This is a genomic window from Salmonella sp. NW722 (genome assembly GCF_051702785.1).
Lineage (GTDB): Bacteria > Pseudomonadota > Gammaproteobacteria > Enterobacterales > Enterobacteriaceae > Salmonella > Salmonella enterica.
Genome location: NZ_JAMMIN010000001.1, coordinates 270,554 through 284,895, shown reverse-complemented (window position 1 = coordinate 284,895; position 14,342 = coordinate 270,554). Strand labels below are relative to the sequence as shown.

Below are 14,342 nucleotides of genomic sequence, written 5' to 3'. Positions count from 1 at the left end.
ATTGCCTATATGACACAAATAAAGCATGAACGATCGACTCAGGATTTAGTGCGCGCTGCCGTATCTGGCTGGTTAGGCACCGCGCTTGAATTTATGGATTTTCAGTTATATTCACTAGGCGCGGCTCTGGTCTTCCATGAGATATTTTTCCCGGAACAGTCTGCCGCGATGGCGCTTATTCTGGCAATGGGCACCTATGGTGCAGGTTATATAGCCAGAATTATCGGCGCCTTTGTTTTTGGTAAAATGGGCGACCGCATCGGACGAAAAAAAGTATTGTTTATTACTATCACCATGATGGGGATCTGCACCACGCTGATTGGCGTACTGCCGACGTATGCGCAAATCGGCATTTTTGCGCCAGTATTACTGGTGACATTGCGAATTATACAGGGGCTGGGCGCCGGGGCGGAAATTTCCGGCGCGGGTACCATGCTGGCCGAGTATGCGCCGAAAGGAAAGCGTGGCATCATTTCCTCGCTGGTCGCGATGGGCACCAACTGCGGTACGTTGAGCGCGACGGCGATCTGGGCGGTGATGTTCTTTGCGCTTGAACGCGAACAACTGATCGCCTGGGGATGGCGTATTCCTTTCCTGGCGAGCGTCGTTGTCATGATATTCGCGATCTGGCTGCGAATGAATTTGAAAGAAAGTCCGGTATTCGAAAAAGTAAGCGAAGGCGAAAAATCGCCAGCGTTAACGCCTGCGTCAGAAAATACATTGGGCGCGATGTTTACCAGCAAATCTTTCTGGCTGGCCACCGGTTTACGTTTTGGGCAGGCGGGGAATTCTGGGCTTATTCAAACCTTCCTTGCCGGATATTTAGTTCAGACGTTATTATTTAACAAATCTATCCCAACCGATGCGTTAATGATAAGTTCCGTAATTGGTTTTATCACTATCCCACTCTTGGGGTGGTTGTCCGATAAATACGGTCGTCGGCTGCCGTATATAATATTGAATATCTCCGCGATTATTCTCGCCTGGCCGATGCTGTCTATTGTGGTAGATAAAACGTATAGCCCTGGCGTAATTATGGCGGCGCTCATTGTTATTCATAACTTTGCCGTGCTGGGATTATTTGCGCTGGAAAACATCACCATGGCGGAAATTTTCGGATCGCGTAATCGCTTCACCCGGATGGCGATTTCAAAAGAGGCAGGGGGGCTGGTGGCGGTCGGTTTTGGCCCCGTCCTCGCAGGGATCTTTTGTAACATGACCGATTCCTGGCTGCCAATCTTAATTATGCTGGTGCTCTACTCGTGTATTGGTCTGATTTCTGCGCTGTTGATGCCGGAGGTCAGAGATCGCGATCTGAGCTTGCCTGAGGATGCGGCGGAAGCGACAGCGGCAGAGAAGTTACGCCACTCCGCAACTCAGACGAGTTAAATCGTGTTGGCGGTATGGCCGGAACGCTAATGCGGTTTCGGCCATGCTGTCCGGTCACTTTTGTTTAATTAGCGTAAATCCAAATGCACCAGGGCAGGCGTTACTCTGCGACTGTTCCGCTTTCAGAATATAGAGGTTATAAAATGCAAAACAGGCTTTTATCGGCAAAGGCGACGCTTCCTGATTACGATCGCGCGGCGCTGGCGGCGCGGATGGTCCATCTCGGTTTTGGCGCGTTTCATCGCGCGCATCAGGGGGTTTATACAGATATTCTGGCTGCGGAGCAGCATAGCGACTGGGGCTATTATGAGGTTAATCTTATTGGCGGCGAACAGCAGATTGCCGATCTAAAGCAGCAGGATAACCTCTATACCGTGGCGGAGATGTCGGCGGATGCCTGGACGGCGCGTGTGGTGGGCGTCGTCAAAGCGGCGTTGCATGTTCAGGTTGATGGTCTGGAACGTGTGCTGGCGGCGATGTGCGAACCGCAAATAGCGATTGTGTCTCTGACCATTACCGAGAAAGGGTATTGTCATTCGCCAGCCACGGGCCAACTTCTGCTGGAACATCCCATGATTGCCGCCGACCTGCAAAATCCGCATCAACCGCTAACGGCACCGGGTATTATTGTCGAAGCGTTAGCGCGTCGTAAAGCCGCAGGCTTATCGGCATTTACCGTGATGTCCTGCGATAACATGCCGGAAAATGGGCATGTGACGCGTCAGGTTGTGACGGCTTACGCCCGGGAGGTGGATGCGGAACTGGCGATATGGATCGAGCAAAACGTGACATTTCCGTCAACCATGGTTGATCGGATTGTCCCTGCGGTCACGCCGGAGACGCTGGATAAAATCGAACAACTGACCGGCGTGCGCGATCCGGCGGGTGTCGCCTGTGAGCCGTTTCGTCAGTGGGTGATAGAAGATACGTTTGTGGCGGGTCGTCCGCAGTGGGAAAACGCGGGCGCGACGTTGGTCGCCGACGTGGTTCCGTTTGAAGAGATGAAACTGCGAATGCTTAACGGCAGTCATTCTTTCCTGGCTTATCTGGGGTATCTTGCCGGCTATCAGCATATTAATGACTGCATGGCTGACGACAACTATCGTCTGACCGCGCAGGCGTTAATGTTACGCGAGCAGGCGCCCACGCTGAAAGTCCAGGGGGTAGATTTACAGCGTTATGCCGATCAGTTGATTGCGCGTTACCGTAATCCGGCGCTGCGTCATCGTACCTGGCAGATTGCGATGGATGGCAGCCAGAAACTTCCGCAGCGTATGCTGGACTCCGTTCGCTGGCATCTTGCTAATCATAGCGATTTTGATTTGCTGGCGCTGGGCGTAGCGGGGTGGATGCGTTACGTTGGCGGCGTGGATGAGCAGGGCAAGGCCATCGACGTCAGCGATCCGCTATTACCGGTTATTCAGCGCGCCGTGGCAAACAGTGAAGAAGGCGCCAGTCGTGTTAAGGCGCTGCTGGGAATGGCTGAAATTTTCGGCAAAGATTTGCCGCAGGCGGCGCGGTTTACGCAAAAAGTGCAAGAAGCCTATGACAGTTTACTGACATATGGCGCGAAAGCGAGCGTGGCGAAATATGCCGAGCGGTTGAAATAGCGTAACAGAGACCCGGTAGCATTATGCTACCGGGAAGGCCGGAGCGGTTCTTAGCGGCCAGTGGTATCAGTTCATGCCAAGACGAATCAGTTCGACCGGCGCGAATTTACCTTCACAACCTTCGACAATCACCGTTTTGCCGCGGCGAATTTGACCTGCATCCAGACCTTCGCTCTCAATGGCTTTGATAATCCCGGTATGACCCGTGCCGCTTATCATGACCCGGCTACCGGTAGTGATTGCGTTACGGTTACGATCGTATGTCATCATGGTGTTTTCTCCTTTCAAACTTACAGCCAAAGCCCGCAGGTTTCCCCGCATGACGGGCGACATATAAATACGCTTATCGTTGCGAATTTTTTTTGTTTTTGATCAAGCTCACGGCTTTTTAGGCGGGAATGTGCAGGGTGAGAAAGCGGAGAAGGCGTCTCACCCCGACGTTAAAGGGAGTTACTCTTCGCTAAACCAGCCGCTGTTTTCCTGACGGATAAGCTGAACGGATTCGCTAATTTCCTGCAAATGCTGGGTCATTGCGCTCTCAACCGCATTGCCGTCACGATTTTCCAGCGCGGAGAAAATATCATGGTGCTGGCGCAACAACATCTCCGGCGGAGAAACATGATCCAGACTCATATAGCGAACCCGGTCAATTGTCGCTTTGATATTTTCAATGGTATCCCACGCTAACTGGCAATCGGCGATCTGCGCCAGCTTTTGGTGGAAATCGTCATCAAGCTGGAAAAAATCATCAATCTGTTTGCGCTCGATGGCAATATGTTGGAGGTGCAGGTTTTGCGCCAGTTGATAGCACTGGTTGTCGGTGATCATCGCCGCAGCACGGCGGACCACCGCGCATTCGATCGCCTGCCGTACAAAACAGCCATTCTGTACCTGAGAAAGCGAAATCTTATTCACATAACTACCGCGCTGAGGGCGGATCTGAATCAACCCATTTTCCGCCAGCTTTATAAAAGCCTCGCGCACCGGTTGACGCGAAACGTTAAAACGGGTTGAGACCTCTTTTTCTGATAGCGGCGTGCCAGGCGGGATAAGACAATGCACGATATCACGCCGAAGAATACGGTAAATTTGCTGGTTGACAGGCTGTGTAGGGTTAAGCTGCGTTTCGACGGTCATTCATTCTTACTTTTTAGGCGGTTGACCCGGATACTCTACCACTTTTCCGTGGCGGTCTATACCGATCATGTTTCTGGTTGCAGATACGTTTGCCAGGGATTACCCGGCCCGCAGACCGGGTATAACCTCTTAGCTACGGTGGACGCTGAGCCCTGCGAAAGATTGGGTAACAGGCATCATTTCAACGGTATTAATATTCACATGCGCGGGGAGTGTGGCCACCCACCATACCGCTTCGGTAATGTCTTCTGGCGTGAGCGCGGTGGTATTTTCGTAGGTTTTACCCGCTTTCTCATCGTCGCCTTTGAAACGGACGCTGGAAAACTCGGTACCGCCAACCAGACCCGGTTCAATGTCGGTCACGCGAACCGCCGTGCCGTGTAAATCCGTGCGCAAATTCAGGCTAAACTGGCGCACAAAGGCTTTCGTCGCGCCATAGACGTTGCCACCAGCATAAGGCCAACTGCCGGCGGTTGAACCGATGTTAATGATATGACCGCGATTACGTTCGACCATTCCTGGCAGCACGGCGCGGGTCATATAAATTAAGCCTTTATTATTAGTATCGATCATAGTTTCCCAGTCTTCTACGCTGGCTTTATGCGCCGGTTCAAGACCCAGCGCCAGACCGGCGTTATTGACCAGCACATCAATATCGCGCCACTGCGCAGGCAGAGAGGCCATCATCTCTTCGATGGCCGCGCGGTTGCGCACGTCCAGTTGGGCGGTCAATACGTTCTCGCCAAGCTCATCTTTTAACGCTTGCAGGCGTTCATGACGACGTCCCGTGGCAATGACTTTATGTCCATTCTCAACAAAACGGCGTGCAATGCACTCGCCAAACCCTGCGGTTGCTCCAGTTACTAAAACGATCATCACACAGTTCCTCAACGCTTTTTGTGTTGTATTACCATAGCACGCGGCGTTTATGAAAGGGTAATCCTGGTTAACACGGTTGCGGTCAGCATAGGGGGAAGCTTACTCTTATGATCAACCTATTTTCAGGAGTGAAAAATGTCGACGAATCCTTTGTTAGACCAGAGTATGTTGCCTTATCAGGCACCGCGTTTTGATCGGATCAAAGATTGCCATTATCGTCCTGCTTTTGATGAGGGCGTGCGGCAAAAACGCGTGGAAATCGAGGCCATCGTCAATCATCCGGCGGCCCCTGACTTTACGAATACGCTTCTGGCGCTGGAGCAAAGCGGGGCGCTTCTGTCACGCGTCACCAGCGTTTTTTTCGCGATGACGGCTGCGCACACTAACGATGAACTCCAGCGGTTGGATGAGGCCTTTTCTGCCGAGCTGGCGGCGCTCTCCAACGATATTTATCTGAATAGCGCGTTATTCGCTCGCGTGGATGCCGTCTGGCAACAGCGTCACTCACTGGGGCTGGATGATGAGTCGCTACGGTTGGTCGATGTGATCCATCAGCGTTTTGTGTTGGCAGGCGCGCAGCTTGCCGAAGAGGATAAAGCGCGACTGAAAGTATTGAATACTGAATCCGCGACCTTAATGAGTCAGTTTAATCAGCGTCTGCTGGCGGCAAGTAAAGCGGGCGGGCTGGCGGTAGATGACGCGCATTGCCTGGCAGGATTAAGCCCGGAAGAAATGGCCGTCGCTGCCGAAGCGGCGCGTGAAAAAGGCCTGGAGGAGCGCTGGTTCATTCCGCTCCTTAATACGACGCAACAGCCTGCGCTTGCTACGCTGCGCGATCGCCAGACCCGCGAAAATTTATTCGCAGCGTCATGGACTCGGGCGGAAAAAGGAGATACCCACGATACCCGCGCTATCGTTCAGCGTCTGGTAGAGATTCGTCGCTGTCAGGCAAAACTGCTGGGTTTCCCCAATTATGCCGCATGGAAAATGGCCGATCAGATGGCGAAAACGCCGCAAGCCGCACTGAGCTTTATGCGTGGCATTGTGCCGCCAGCGCGTCAGCGTGTACTCAATGAACAGGCGGAAATTCAGAACGTCATTGATGGTGAGCAGGGCGGCTACACCGTTCAGGCCTGGGACTGGATGTTCTATGCCGAACAGGTACGGCGGGAAAAATATGCGTTAGATGAAGCGCAACTGAAGCCCTATTTTGCCTTAAATACGGTGTTGCAAGAGGGGGTTTTCTGGACCGCCAACCAGCTATTCGGCATCACCTTCGTCGAGCGTTTTGACATTCCGGTGTATCACCCTGATGTTCGGGTGTGGGAGATTTTCGATTCCGATGGTGTCGGCATGGCGTTATTTTATGGCGACTTCTTCGCGCGGGACTCGAAAAGCGGCGGCGCGTGGATGGGGAATTTTGTCGAGCAATCCACACTCAATGAAACCCGGCCCGTTATATACAATGTATGTAACTATCAGAAACCGGTTGATGGGCAGCCTGCATTACTGCTTTGGGACGACGTTATTACGCTCTTCCATGAGTTTGGTCATACGTTACATGGTTTGTTTGCCGTTCAGCGCTATGCCACGCTTTCAGGTACCAATACGCCCCGCGACTTTGTCGAGTTTCCCTCCCAGATTAATGAGCATTGGGCGAGCCATCCACGCGTGTTCGAACGCTACGCGCGTCATGTCGACAGCGGTGAAAAAATGCCCGCTGATTTACAGGAAAAAATGCGCAAGGCGAGTTTATTTAATAAAGGTTACGATATGACTGAATTGCTCGGCGCCGCATTGCTGGATATGCGCTGGCATATGCTGGAGGAGAGCGTAGCAGAGCAGTCTGTCGCTGAGTTCGAGCAGCAGGCGCTGGCCGCCGAGCATCTTGATTTACCGGCAGTGCCGCCCCGCTATCGCAGCAGTTATTTTGCCCATATCTTCGGCGGCGGCTACGCAGCGGGATACTACGCCTACCTGTGGACGCAAATGTTAGCGGATGACGGTTATCAATGGTTTGTAGAGCAGGGCGGCCTGACGCGTGAAAACGGGCAGCGTTTTCGTGATGCTATCCTTTCCCGGGGGAATAGTACTGATTTAGAAACGCTTTATTCAGCCTGGCGTGGACATGAACCGCATATTGACCCCATGTTGCAATATCGTGGGCTCGATCGCTAAGCTGATACGGTTGTTCGGCACTGTCGAACAACCGCCTGAAAATGAATCCTGCACTTCTGATGACAGCCAGTTAAATTTATGGGGTTAAATTGTCTGAATATAACAAGGGCGTGCATTCGGATTTTTCTACTTATTTTCCCGTGGTGGCTTGATTGCCAAAGATTTATTACCGCTTCGCTGTTGATGTTTTCAAAAAATATATTTTCCGCCATGTATCGGCGTTATGTAAATAATGCAGAAATGAATTTGACACTGCGCACAGGGCGACTAGATTTAGAACTGTATCACATGATATGAGAAGACATATCATATTTAAAACGCAACATCATCATGAGGATTATATTATGGCAGAACATCGCGGCGGTTCCGGTAATTTTGCAGAAGATAAAGAGAAAGCCTCAGAAGCAGGTCGTAAAGGCGGCCAGCATAGCGGTGGGAACTTTAAAAACGACCCACAGCGTGCATCTGAAGCGGGTAAAAAAGGTGGCCAGAATAGCCACAGTGGCGGACGGAAATCCGGCAATTAATTTTACTGCTGATATTTCGTAAATATATTCTGAAATATTGCGCATACGATGCGGGCCATAGGCTCGCATTTTTTTATTCTGACCGGGAGTTATTCTGACCGGTCAGATGAAATTATTTTTTATGCTTTCTTCGTTAACAGAAAAAGCAATTCAGCGAGGGCGAAGCGTACGCATTTTTCCAATACTTCCTGACAATCTCCGTTGAAATGTTGTCGGCTTGTAAAAGTTGTATTGTTAATATTCCAGGCAAACCAAACGGTGCCCGCCGGCGTGCCATCTTCGCCGCCTTCCGGACCGCCATAGCCGCTGATCGCTATGCTGATATTGACCTCAGCCTGATCCTTAGCGCCCTGTGCCATTTCAGTAACGACCGCTTCGCTGACGGCGGTATGTTCGGCAAGACTGTGGCGTTGTACGCGTAAGATTTTTGCTTTGGCTTCATCAGTAAAGGTGACATAACCCACACCGTAAAATGAGGGCGTATCTTCTGCTGCGCACAATGCTGAAGCCAGTTTCCCGCCAGTGCAGGATTCTGCAGTGGTCAGACGGAGTTTCTGGTTAACCAGTAAATCACCAAGTTTTTTTGTCAGGCTATCGACGGATTCGGCTTCATCAAGGGTGACAATATCGTGCTGTTCTAATCTCATCGTTTATTTTTCCGTTATAGAGACAAAAGAAATCTGTTCGTTCTTCTCAAGTATGGCATATTTATTTTATGACATTGTCTGTGAATGATTATTTTATCCAGTTACCAACAAACCCGCTGGTGCATAACTTGCTTACTTTCCTGCGGCGATGACTGTCATTGATTATGCGTAAGGTCATTATCCTCAAAAAATAAAGCCGATTATTCTGAATTGCTATCAAAACGTTGATGCATATGACTTCAGCTATGTGGCAAGTTAACTATTACGCCGTTACGCTTTCGCGCTCACCGGCGCTGATATCGGTTGCATATTAATCCGGATGGGTTGATTTTATTGCTTAATATTCTGCGGGTAAATTCATGTTTGTAAAAACTAAAAATAGCGGCCAGACTTAATACGTCAAATAGACGTTATTAAGGAGAGAGCATGAAACTACAGGTGGCTGCATTTTTAAGTTTTCTGATAATGCCTTACGCGCTAGCGGAAGATCAGGGGGGATTAAAAAAAGACGTGGCACCGCCGCCGCCTCATGCTATTGAGGATGGTTATCGCGGTACGGATGATGCAGAAAAAATGACCATCGAACAGGCAAAAACCCTGCATGATGGCGCGACCGTTTCGCTGCGCGGCAACCTTATTGATCATAAAGGCGACGATCGCTATGTATTTCGTGATAAATCCGGCGAGATTAACGTGATAATTCCTTCTGCCGTATTTGATGGGCGGGAAGTTCAGCCGGATCAAATGATCAACATTAACGGTAGTCTGGACAAGAAAGCGAAGGAACCGCTTGTTCGCGTGAACCGATTGCAAAAATAACGCGCGCTAACCGGCAATCTCCAGGTCAGCCATACGGGGCACGCGGCTGGCCTGATACCATGGGTCTTGTAAAAGCGCCTGGCGGACAAAAGGTCCCATAATGTCTTATTCAGGTCTGGTTGCGTATCGTTTAAGCTTCATTGATATTGACGGTGCTACAGTCGTTAGCGATCCGTTATCCTCGCAAGAATTTGCCCGGTAGCGTATAAGCAAAACACAAATCTATCCATGCAAGCATTTACCGCTGGTGAACCGGCGGTTTTTTTTGCCTGCCATCCAGACAAAAGCGGCCCCTTGCGCAACGATGCAGCAAGGGGCCGGCTCTGCGAGGGATTATCTCCGTTCATTAATCATCCCATTTGTGACTGAACCAGGCGGCCAGAAATCCGGAAAATAAAATAATTCCTAATACAACGATAAAAAGGTTAATACTGCCTAACATCTCGTTTCTCCTTATTTTAGCGTGCATCCTCTTTTTTAAAAAACCTCGTACAGACTATAGTACTAATTTATGCTTAAGCAAAGTCTGAATTGCGTATTTATTTTACTGGAAGGGTAAGCATTAGAATATTTTCGTCAGCGCCCAGGAATATTCCTGAATTACCGCAGTGACAGCAGATAATTAGCCTGCAATATATAGGGTTAACCCGGTGCGCCAGAAACTGCGCACATCACTGGCTGCAGATAATTAACAGGTGATAGCCTGTTGCGTAGGGGTAATCCGCATTCCTTTTAACATCAGTGCCCAGGCGAACACAATGGCGATTATCAGGACAACGAAAAGCGACCAGGCGGGAAGCGTCGTCAGGATGACGCCGCTGGCCAGCGGGTTTACCGCCGCACCCAGCCAGCCCAGCGATTGCGCTGAAAAATAGCTGGCTTTCATCCCGGCAGGCGCAATGTTGTCAATTAACATATATTCGCCGGGGGCATAAATAATTTCGCCAATCGTGAATACTGCCGCTGAAAGCCCCCAAAAAAACAGATTGTCGCCTGAAAAAATAAATCCGATGAGCCCGGCGATAAAAAAGACGGTGCCGGTCGTCATCATTGGTCGAATATTGACGGCGGTAAGTCGACGGCCCACGGCGTATTGCAAACTGACCACAATAACCGCATTAACCGGCAGGACGACGGCTACCACTTTTTCCGCGAAGCCGCTATCGGCAACGACCATAACGTACTGTGAAATACAGGACGCAAAGGCGCCCCCCACAAAGGAGGCCAGAAATGCCGAAAGCGTAAACCACAATAATGCTTTGTCGCGCAGCAGAACGGAGGGAGACCAGATAGCGGCATTTTTCCCCTCGCTGGGGGCAACCGATCGTGTCACCCATACCTGAATAAAGACCAGCGGGAATGCGGAACAGATGGCGGCAAGCCAGAAGGGTAAATTGATGCTTTGCATCACCAGCAGCGTGCCGAGCGGCGGGCCAACCGTCCAGCCGATATTGAGTACGGTATAGTTGAGCGAAAAAATCCGTGTTTTTGTTGTCGCGGTGAGATTATCGGCGAACCAGGCCTTCAGGACGGTAGAAAAAACCGAATAGGCACAGTTAATAAGCGCAAAAAGCAGGACAACCAGTACGACATTATGCACCATTGGGATGGCGATAAATCCGCAGGCGAAGGCGATAATCGCGAGTAACATGTAGCGCTTTTTATCAAACTTGTCCGCCAGAATCCCAAAGCCAAGACTAAAGACGACGCCAATCGTTAACGCGCTGGTCAGCGCGTAGCCAATCAGATCCACGCCTAAACCGTACTGACGGTTAAGATAGATGGTCATAAAGGGGAGCGTGGCCCCGCGTCCAATTGTCAATAACAGCGATGAGGCGAGTAGAGCCAACGTCGAACGTCTCAATACTGGATTCATTTTTCCTGCCTGAAATCGAGGTTACGTATCGGGACGTTTTAATCTACCGTGCCCGCAAAAGCATGATGTCTATACGCTATAGCGTAGTCTTAACATACCATAACGCAGGATTTTGCCCATCGTGTGTTGTTCAATGCCATGCTCACGGTAAAAAGAAAAGTCCTGTTATGGCGCACTGATTTCCGATAACTTACCTTTTTACAAAATTTTAATAATGACAGGGGCCGATGATGTCGCGTAAAGACGGTTTTTTGGCGTTACTGGTGGTTATCGTATGGGGGCTCAATTTTGTTGTCATCAAAGTCGGCCTGCACCATATGCCGCCATTATTGCTGGCAGGATTACGATTTTTACTGGTGGCGTTTCCGGCAATTTTCTTTGTCGCCCGGCCTAAAGTCCCGCTTACGCTGTTGCTGGGCTATGGCCTGACGATAAGCTTTGGGCAGTTCGCCTTTCTCTTTTGCGCGATAAAGTTTGGTATGCCCGCAGGACTGGCGTCGTTGGTATTACAGGCGCAGGCCTTTTTTACCATGGCTTTGGGGGCGTTTGTTTTTAGCGAGCGGTTACAACGTAAGCAGTTGGCGGGGATCGCCCTGGCGATTATAGGTGTACTGGTATTGATTGAAGCCAGTCTCAACGGACAGCATATAGCGATGTCGGGATTTATGCTGACTCTGGCGGCGGCATTTAGCTGGGCCTGCGGCAATATCTTTAATAAAAAAATTATGCAACATAGTCCGCGCCCGGCGGTGATGTCGCTGGTGGTCTGGAGCGCGCTGATCCCGATCCTGCCGTTCCTGCTGTCATCGCTGCTACTGGAGGGGGCGGATCACATTACGCAAAGCCTTATTACCATCGATATGACGACGATATTGTCGCTGCTTTATCTGGCTTTTGTCGCCACTATACTTGGCTACGGCATCTGGGGCACGTTACTGGGGCGCTATGAGACCTGGCGCGTGGCGCCGTTATCATTGCTGGTGCCGGTAGTCGGGCTGGCGAGTGCCGCGGTGTTACTCGGGGAAACGTTGACCGGGATGCAACTTGCGGGCGCAGTACTGATTATGGCTGGACTCTATATCAATGTGTTTGGATTTCGTGTGCGCCGTACTGCGCGCGTCAGGGGATGAGGCATTATGTTACTAAGAAGACAAACGCTAATTTCAGACCATGCCGCAAGGTAATAGCGACGAACTCGTCATCGCCAGACGGTACTAAAAAAATGCCCCGCAAAACGGGGCAAAGAGGTTAAAGGTGTTGGTCGTTATAATAGGGCACGCCTAATTCATCTGACTTATCGCTGTTCACGCTCACGGGGTGAAGGTCATTTGGCGGATCGCCCACACAGGGCAGAAGCATCACATCGCGGCTATTTTGCGCCACAGGTAACAAAGTTTGTTCTGCAATGCCATATCCGGAGGCGATAAGTAACAGACCCGGCAGGGCGGGAAACAGCATTTTCATGGTGCTCTTCGCGTGGCGCATAAACAAACTAGTAGTTGCCATGGTTCAGCGGCAGCATATACCGTGATTCGCCATGCATATTGGTGATCCGGTATTTGTGTGGCGGCACATCAAAATAGTTTTTGAACGTCCGGGTCAATGTTTGCTGTGACTCAAAGCCATAGCGTTCCGCCAGATAGAGAATGGGCTCGTTGCTCTCTTTTAATTTTTGCGCGATTTCCGTCATTTTACGGCTGCGGATGTATTGGCCTAATGAATGACCGGTCTCTTTTTTAAACATCCGTTGCAGGTGCCATTTGGAATATCCTGAACGCTCAGACACTTTTTCCAGTGAGAGCGGCGACTCCAGGTTATCCTCGATCCAGTCCAAAATGCTATGAATAGTAATAGCGTCAGTGTTGCGTCTGGACATCGTCATACCTCTTTTTTGTCTACGGCAGAATTTTCTTGAGCAAATACTCAAGCGTTGCCACTTCGTCCGCCGTTAAGTTTTTTGTTAATTCCTGATGCAGGTCTTGCCCTGGTCGTTGATGACATTGCTCACAAATTGCCGCGCCGTCCGGCGTTAGCTTCACCAGTACGCCGCGTTTGTCATTAGGATTCGGCAGTCTTTCGATCCAGCCTTTGCACAGCAGGCGGTCGAGCATCCGCGTCAATGCGCCGAGATCGACAGACAGCACTTTTTTAAGTTCAACCGGGGTAATACATCCCGCGCAGCGTATCGAGCAAAGCACTTTAAACTGTGTTGCGGTGATATCCAGCGGGGATAAATAGTTATTTAACAGGCGATCTTTTTTTTGATTTACCATGTAGATCAAGCGACCCAGCGGAATGATTTCATTGAACAGATCACTGGTGCTTTTCAAAATGGTTGCCCCGGCAAGTAATTAATTTCGTCAGATACTATTGCCCAGGCAAGTATAAGTCAACTAAATGAATTGGCCGATGCCACGATTTGCTAAAAGGCGTCCGGGGTATTGTGCTGTGATAACTTGTAACTAATTGATAATTACAGGTTATAGGTTGTAGAGGATATTAATTTGCACACTGGCGAAATGGCGCGCCTGGGTAATTTCACTTTATACTTCCGGTTCATGAAACGCTGATGGGTAAGAGATAGTATTATGATGGATTTGTTTAAAGCGATTGGATTGGGGCTGGTCGTACTGCTCCCGTTAGCCAATCCGCTAACCACCGTGGCGCTGTTTCTTGGCCTTGCGGGCAATATGAATAGTGCGGAACGCAACCGGCAGTCCTATATGGCTTCGGTTTATGTCTTCGCTATTATGATGGTGGCGTACTACGCCGGGCAGTTAGTTATGAACACCTTCGGTATTTCGATTCCAGGGTTACGGATCGCCGGGGGGTTAATTGTGGCGTTTATCGGCTTCAGAATGCTTTTCCCGCAGCAGAAGGCGCATGAGTCGCCGGAAGCGAAAAGCAAATCGGAGGAGCTGGCAGACGAACCGACGGCCAATATTGCGTTTGTTCCACTGGCTATGCCAAGCACCGCAGGACCGGGGACCATCGCAATGATCATCAGTTCCGCTTCCACGGTGCGTCATGGCGGCGAGTTTCCCGACTGGGTCATTATGGTCGCGCCGCCGATTATTTTTCTTGCCGTGGCGGTGATCCTGTGGGGATGCTTACGCAGTTCTGGCGCTATTATGCGGCTGGTGGGTAAAGGGGGGATTGAAGCGATCTCCCGCTTAATGGGATTCCTGCTGGTGTGTATGGGCGTGCAATTTATTATCAACGGCGTGTTGGAAATTATTAAAACGTACCACTAAGGCGCATTTTCGTCTGCCGGAAACCT

Annotated in this window: 16 protein-coding genes; 7 read left to right on the top strand and 9 right to left on the bottom strand. The window is 50.4% G+C overall.

Going from position 1 to position 14,342, the window contains the following annotated elements; genetic code table 11:
* Positions 1 to 9: 9 nt before the first annotated feature.
* Both NA330_RS01355 and NA330_RS01350 read left to right on the top strand, forming a co-directional pair.
* Positions 10 to 1,389 carry an MFS transporter gene (locus tag NA330_RS01355; protein ID WP_000192118.1) on the top strand — a complete coding sequence of 460 codons (1,380 nt, stop codon included), beginning with the start codon at positions 10 to 12 and terminating at the stop codon, positions 1,387 to 1,389.
* A gap of 143 nt (positions 1,390 to 1,532) precedes the next feature.
* The gene (locus tag NA330_RS01350) at positions 1,533 to 2,999 is read left to right on the top strand and encodes a mannitol dehydrogenase family protein (RefSeq protein ID WP_023241912.1); all 1,467 of its coding nucleotides are present in this window, start codon (positions 1,533 to 1,535) and stop codon (positions 2,997 to 2,999) included.
* Positions 3,000 to 3,065: 66 nt separating this feature from the next.
* Here NA330_RS01350 and ydfZ read toward each other — a convergent pair whose 3' ends face one another.
* The 3 genes from ydfZ to ydfG form a co-directional block, all read right to left on the bottom strand.
* On the bottom strand, positions 3,066 to 3,269 hold the full coding sequence (gene ydfZ, locus NA330_RS01345) for a putative selenium delivery protein YdfZ (RefSeq protein ID WP_000989267.1): 204 nt from the start codon (positions 3,267 to 3,269) through the stop codon (positions 3,066 to 3,068).
* Between the two features lie 180 nt (positions 3,270 to 3,449).
* Entirely contained in the window at positions 3,450 to 4,136 is a 687-nt protein-coding gene (locus tag NA330_RS01340; protein ID WP_000215563.1) for a GntR family transcriptional regulator, read from the bottom strand.
* Between the two features lie 129 nt (positions 4,137 to 4,265).
* Complete coding sequence (gene ydfG / locus NA330_RS01335) at positions 4,266 to 5,012, bottom strand: bifunctional NADP-dependent 3-hydroxy acid dehydrogenase/3-hydroxypropionate dehydrogenase YdfG (protein ID WP_000636564.1); 747 nt, start codon at positions 5,010 to 5,012, stop codon at positions 4,266 to 4,268.
* Between the two features lie 138 nt (positions 5,013 to 5,150).
* Between ydfG and dcp the strand changes: the two genes are divergently transcribed.
* Positions 5,151 to 7,193, top strand: coding sequence for a peptidyl-dipeptidase Dcp (gene dcp / locus NA330_RS01330; protein WP_023241913.1), 2,043 nt, complete (start codon positions 5,151 to 5,153; stop codon positions 7,191 to 7,193).
* A gap of 344 nt (positions 7,194 to 7,537) precedes the next feature.
* Positions 7,538 to 7,720, top strand: a complete 183-nt coding sequence (locus tag NA330_RS01325) for a general stress protein (RefSeq protein WP_000807642.1) — start codon at positions 7,538 to 7,540, stop codon at positions 7,718 to 7,720.
* A gap of 119 nt (positions 7,721 to 7,839) precedes the next feature.
* Here NA330_RS01325 and NA330_RS01320 read toward each other — a convergent pair whose 3' ends face one another.
* Positions 7,840 to 8,367 (bottom strand): 2-oxo-tetronate isomerase, encoded by a 528-nt coding sequence (locus NA330_RS01320; RefSeq protein ID WP_001235357.1) that lies wholly within the window; start codon positions 8,365 to 8,367, stop codon positions 7,840 to 7,842.
* Between the two features lie 426 nt (positions 8,368 to 8,793).
* Between NA330_RS01320 and NA330_RS01315 the strand changes: the two genes are divergently transcribed.
* Positions 8,794 to 9,186 (top strand): YdeI family stress tolerance OB fold protein, encoded by a 393-nt coding sequence (locus NA330_RS01315; RefSeq protein WP_000776351.1) that lies wholly within the window; start codon positions 8,794 to 8,796, stop codon positions 9,184 to 9,186.
* Positions 9,187 to 9,532: 346 nt separating this feature from the next.
* Here NA330_RS01315 and mgtS read toward each other — a convergent pair whose 3' ends face one another.
* A complete protein-coding gene (gene mgtS / locus NA330_RS01310; RefSeq protein ID WP_000901531.1) occupies positions 9,533 to 9,628 on the bottom strand; it encodes a protein MgtS in 96 nt (31 codons plus the stop codon).
* 246 nt (positions 9,629 to 9,874) lie between these two features.
* Entirely contained in the window at positions 9,875 to 11,062 is a 1,188-nt protein-coding gene (ydeE, locus tag NA330_RS01305; protein ID WP_023205775.1) for an efflux MFS transporter YdeE, read from the bottom strand.
* A 227-nt stretch (positions 11,063 to 11,289) separates the two neighbouring features.
* Between ydeE and eamA the strand changes: the two genes are divergently transcribed.
* Positions 11,290 to 12,192, top strand: coding sequence for an O-acetylserine/cysteine exporter (gene eamA / locus NA330_RS01300; protein WP_072103186.1), 903 nt, complete (start codon positions 11,290 to 11,292; stop codon positions 12,190 to 12,192).
* A gap of 118 nt (positions 12,193 to 12,310) precedes the next feature.
* On the opposite strand, the gene marB is transcribed toward eamA, so the two are convergent.
* The 3 genes from marB to marR are packed head-to-tail and all read right to left on the bottom strand — an operon-like array spanning position 12,311 to position 13,392.
* On the bottom strand, positions 12,311 to 12,526 hold the full coding sequence (gene marB, locus NA330_RS01295) for a multiple antibiotic resistance protein MarB (protein WP_000783049.1): 216 nt from the start codon (positions 12,524 to 12,526) through the stop codon (positions 12,311 to 12,313).
* Positions 12,527 to 12,554: 28 nt separating this feature from the next.
* Positions 12,555 to 12,938: an MDR efflux pump AcrAB transcriptional activator MarA gene (marA, locus tag NA330_RS01290; protein WP_000091194.1), complete on the bottom strand. Its 384-nt coding sequence runs from the start codon at positions 12,936 to 12,938 to the stop codon at positions 12,555 to 12,557.
* Between the two features lie 19 nt (positions 12,939 to 12,957).
* Positions 12,958 to 13,392 carry a multiple antibiotic resistance transcriptional regulator MarR gene (gene marR / locus NA330_RS01285; RefSeq protein WP_000843434.1) on the bottom strand — a complete coding sequence of 145 codons (435 nt, stop codon included), beginning with the start codon at positions 13,390 to 13,392 and terminating at the stop codon, positions 12,958 to 12,960.
* Between the two features lie 258 nt (positions 13,393 to 13,650).
* Between marR and NA330_RS01280 the strand changes: the two genes are divergently transcribed.
* On the top strand, positions 13,651 to 14,316 hold the full coding sequence (locus NA330_RS01280) for a MarC family NAAT transporter (RefSeq protein ID WP_000968968.1): 666 nt from the start codon (positions 13,651 to 13,653) through the stop codon (positions 14,314 to 14,316).
* Positions 14,317 to 14,342 lie beyond the last annotated feature (26 nt).

What these genes read in the sequence shown, in the direction of transcription:
- NA330_RS01355 (WP_000192118.1), top strand. Translation starts at nt 10, where the DNA reads ATGACACAAATAAAGCATGAACGATCGACTCAGGATTTAGTGCGCGCT.
- NA330_RS01350 (WP_023241912.1), top strand. Translation starts at nt 1,533, where the DNA reads ATGCAAAACAGGCTTTTATCGGCAAAGGCGACGCTTCCTGATTACGAT.
- ydfZ (WP_000989267.1), bottom strand. Translation starts at nt 3,269, where the DNA reads ATGATGACATACGATCGTAACCGTAACGCAATCACTACCGGTAGCCGG.
- NA330_RS01340 (WP_000215563.1), bottom strand. Translation starts at nt 4,136, where the DNA reads ATGACCGTCGAAACGCAGCTTAACCCTACACAGCCTGTCAACCAGCAA.
- ydfG (WP_000636564.1), bottom strand. Translation starts at nt 5,012, where the DNA reads ATGATCGTTTTAGTAACTGGAGCAACCGCAGGGTTTGGCGAGTGCATT.
- dcp (WP_023241913.1), top strand. Translation starts at nt 5,151, where the DNA reads ATGTCGACGAATCCTTTGTTAGACCAGAGTATGTTGCCTTATCAGGCA.
- NA330_RS01325 (WP_000807642.1), top strand. Translation starts at nt 7,538, where the DNA reads ATGGCAGAACATCGCGGCGGTTCCGGTAATTTTGCAGAAGATAAAGAG.
- NA330_RS01320 (WP_001235357.1), bottom strand. Translation starts at nt 8,367, where the DNA reads ATGAGATTAGAACAGCACGATATTGTCACCCTTGATGAAGCCGAATCC.
- NA330_RS01315 (WP_000776351.1), top strand. Translation starts at nt 8,794, where the DNA reads ATGAAACTACAGGTGGCTGCATTTTTAAGTTTTCTGATAATGCCTTAC.
- mgtS (WP_000901531.1), bottom strand. Translation starts at nt 9,628, where the DNA reads ATGTTAGGCAGTATTAACCTTTTTATCGTTGTATTAGGAATTATTTTA.
- ydeE (WP_023205775.1), bottom strand. Translation starts at nt 11,062, where the DNA reads ATGAATCCAGTATTGAGACGTTCGACGTTGGCTCTACTCGCCTCATCG.
- eamA (WP_072103186.1), top strand. Translation starts at nt 11,290, where the DNA reads ATGATGTCGCGTAAAGACGGTTTTTTGGCGTTACTGGTGGTTATCGTA.
- marB (WP_000783049.1), bottom strand. Translation starts at nt 12,526, where the DNA reads ATGAAAATGCTGTTTCCCGCCCTGCCGGGTCTGTTACTTATCGCCTCC.
- marA (WP_000091194.1), bottom strand. Translation starts at nt 12,938, where the DNA reads ATGTCCAGACGCAACACTGACGCTATTACTATTCATAGCATTTTGGAC.
- NA330_RS01280 (WP_000968968.1), top strand. Translation starts at nt 13,651, where the DNA reads ATGATGGATTTGTTTAAAGCGATTGGATTGGGGCTGGTCGTACTGCTC.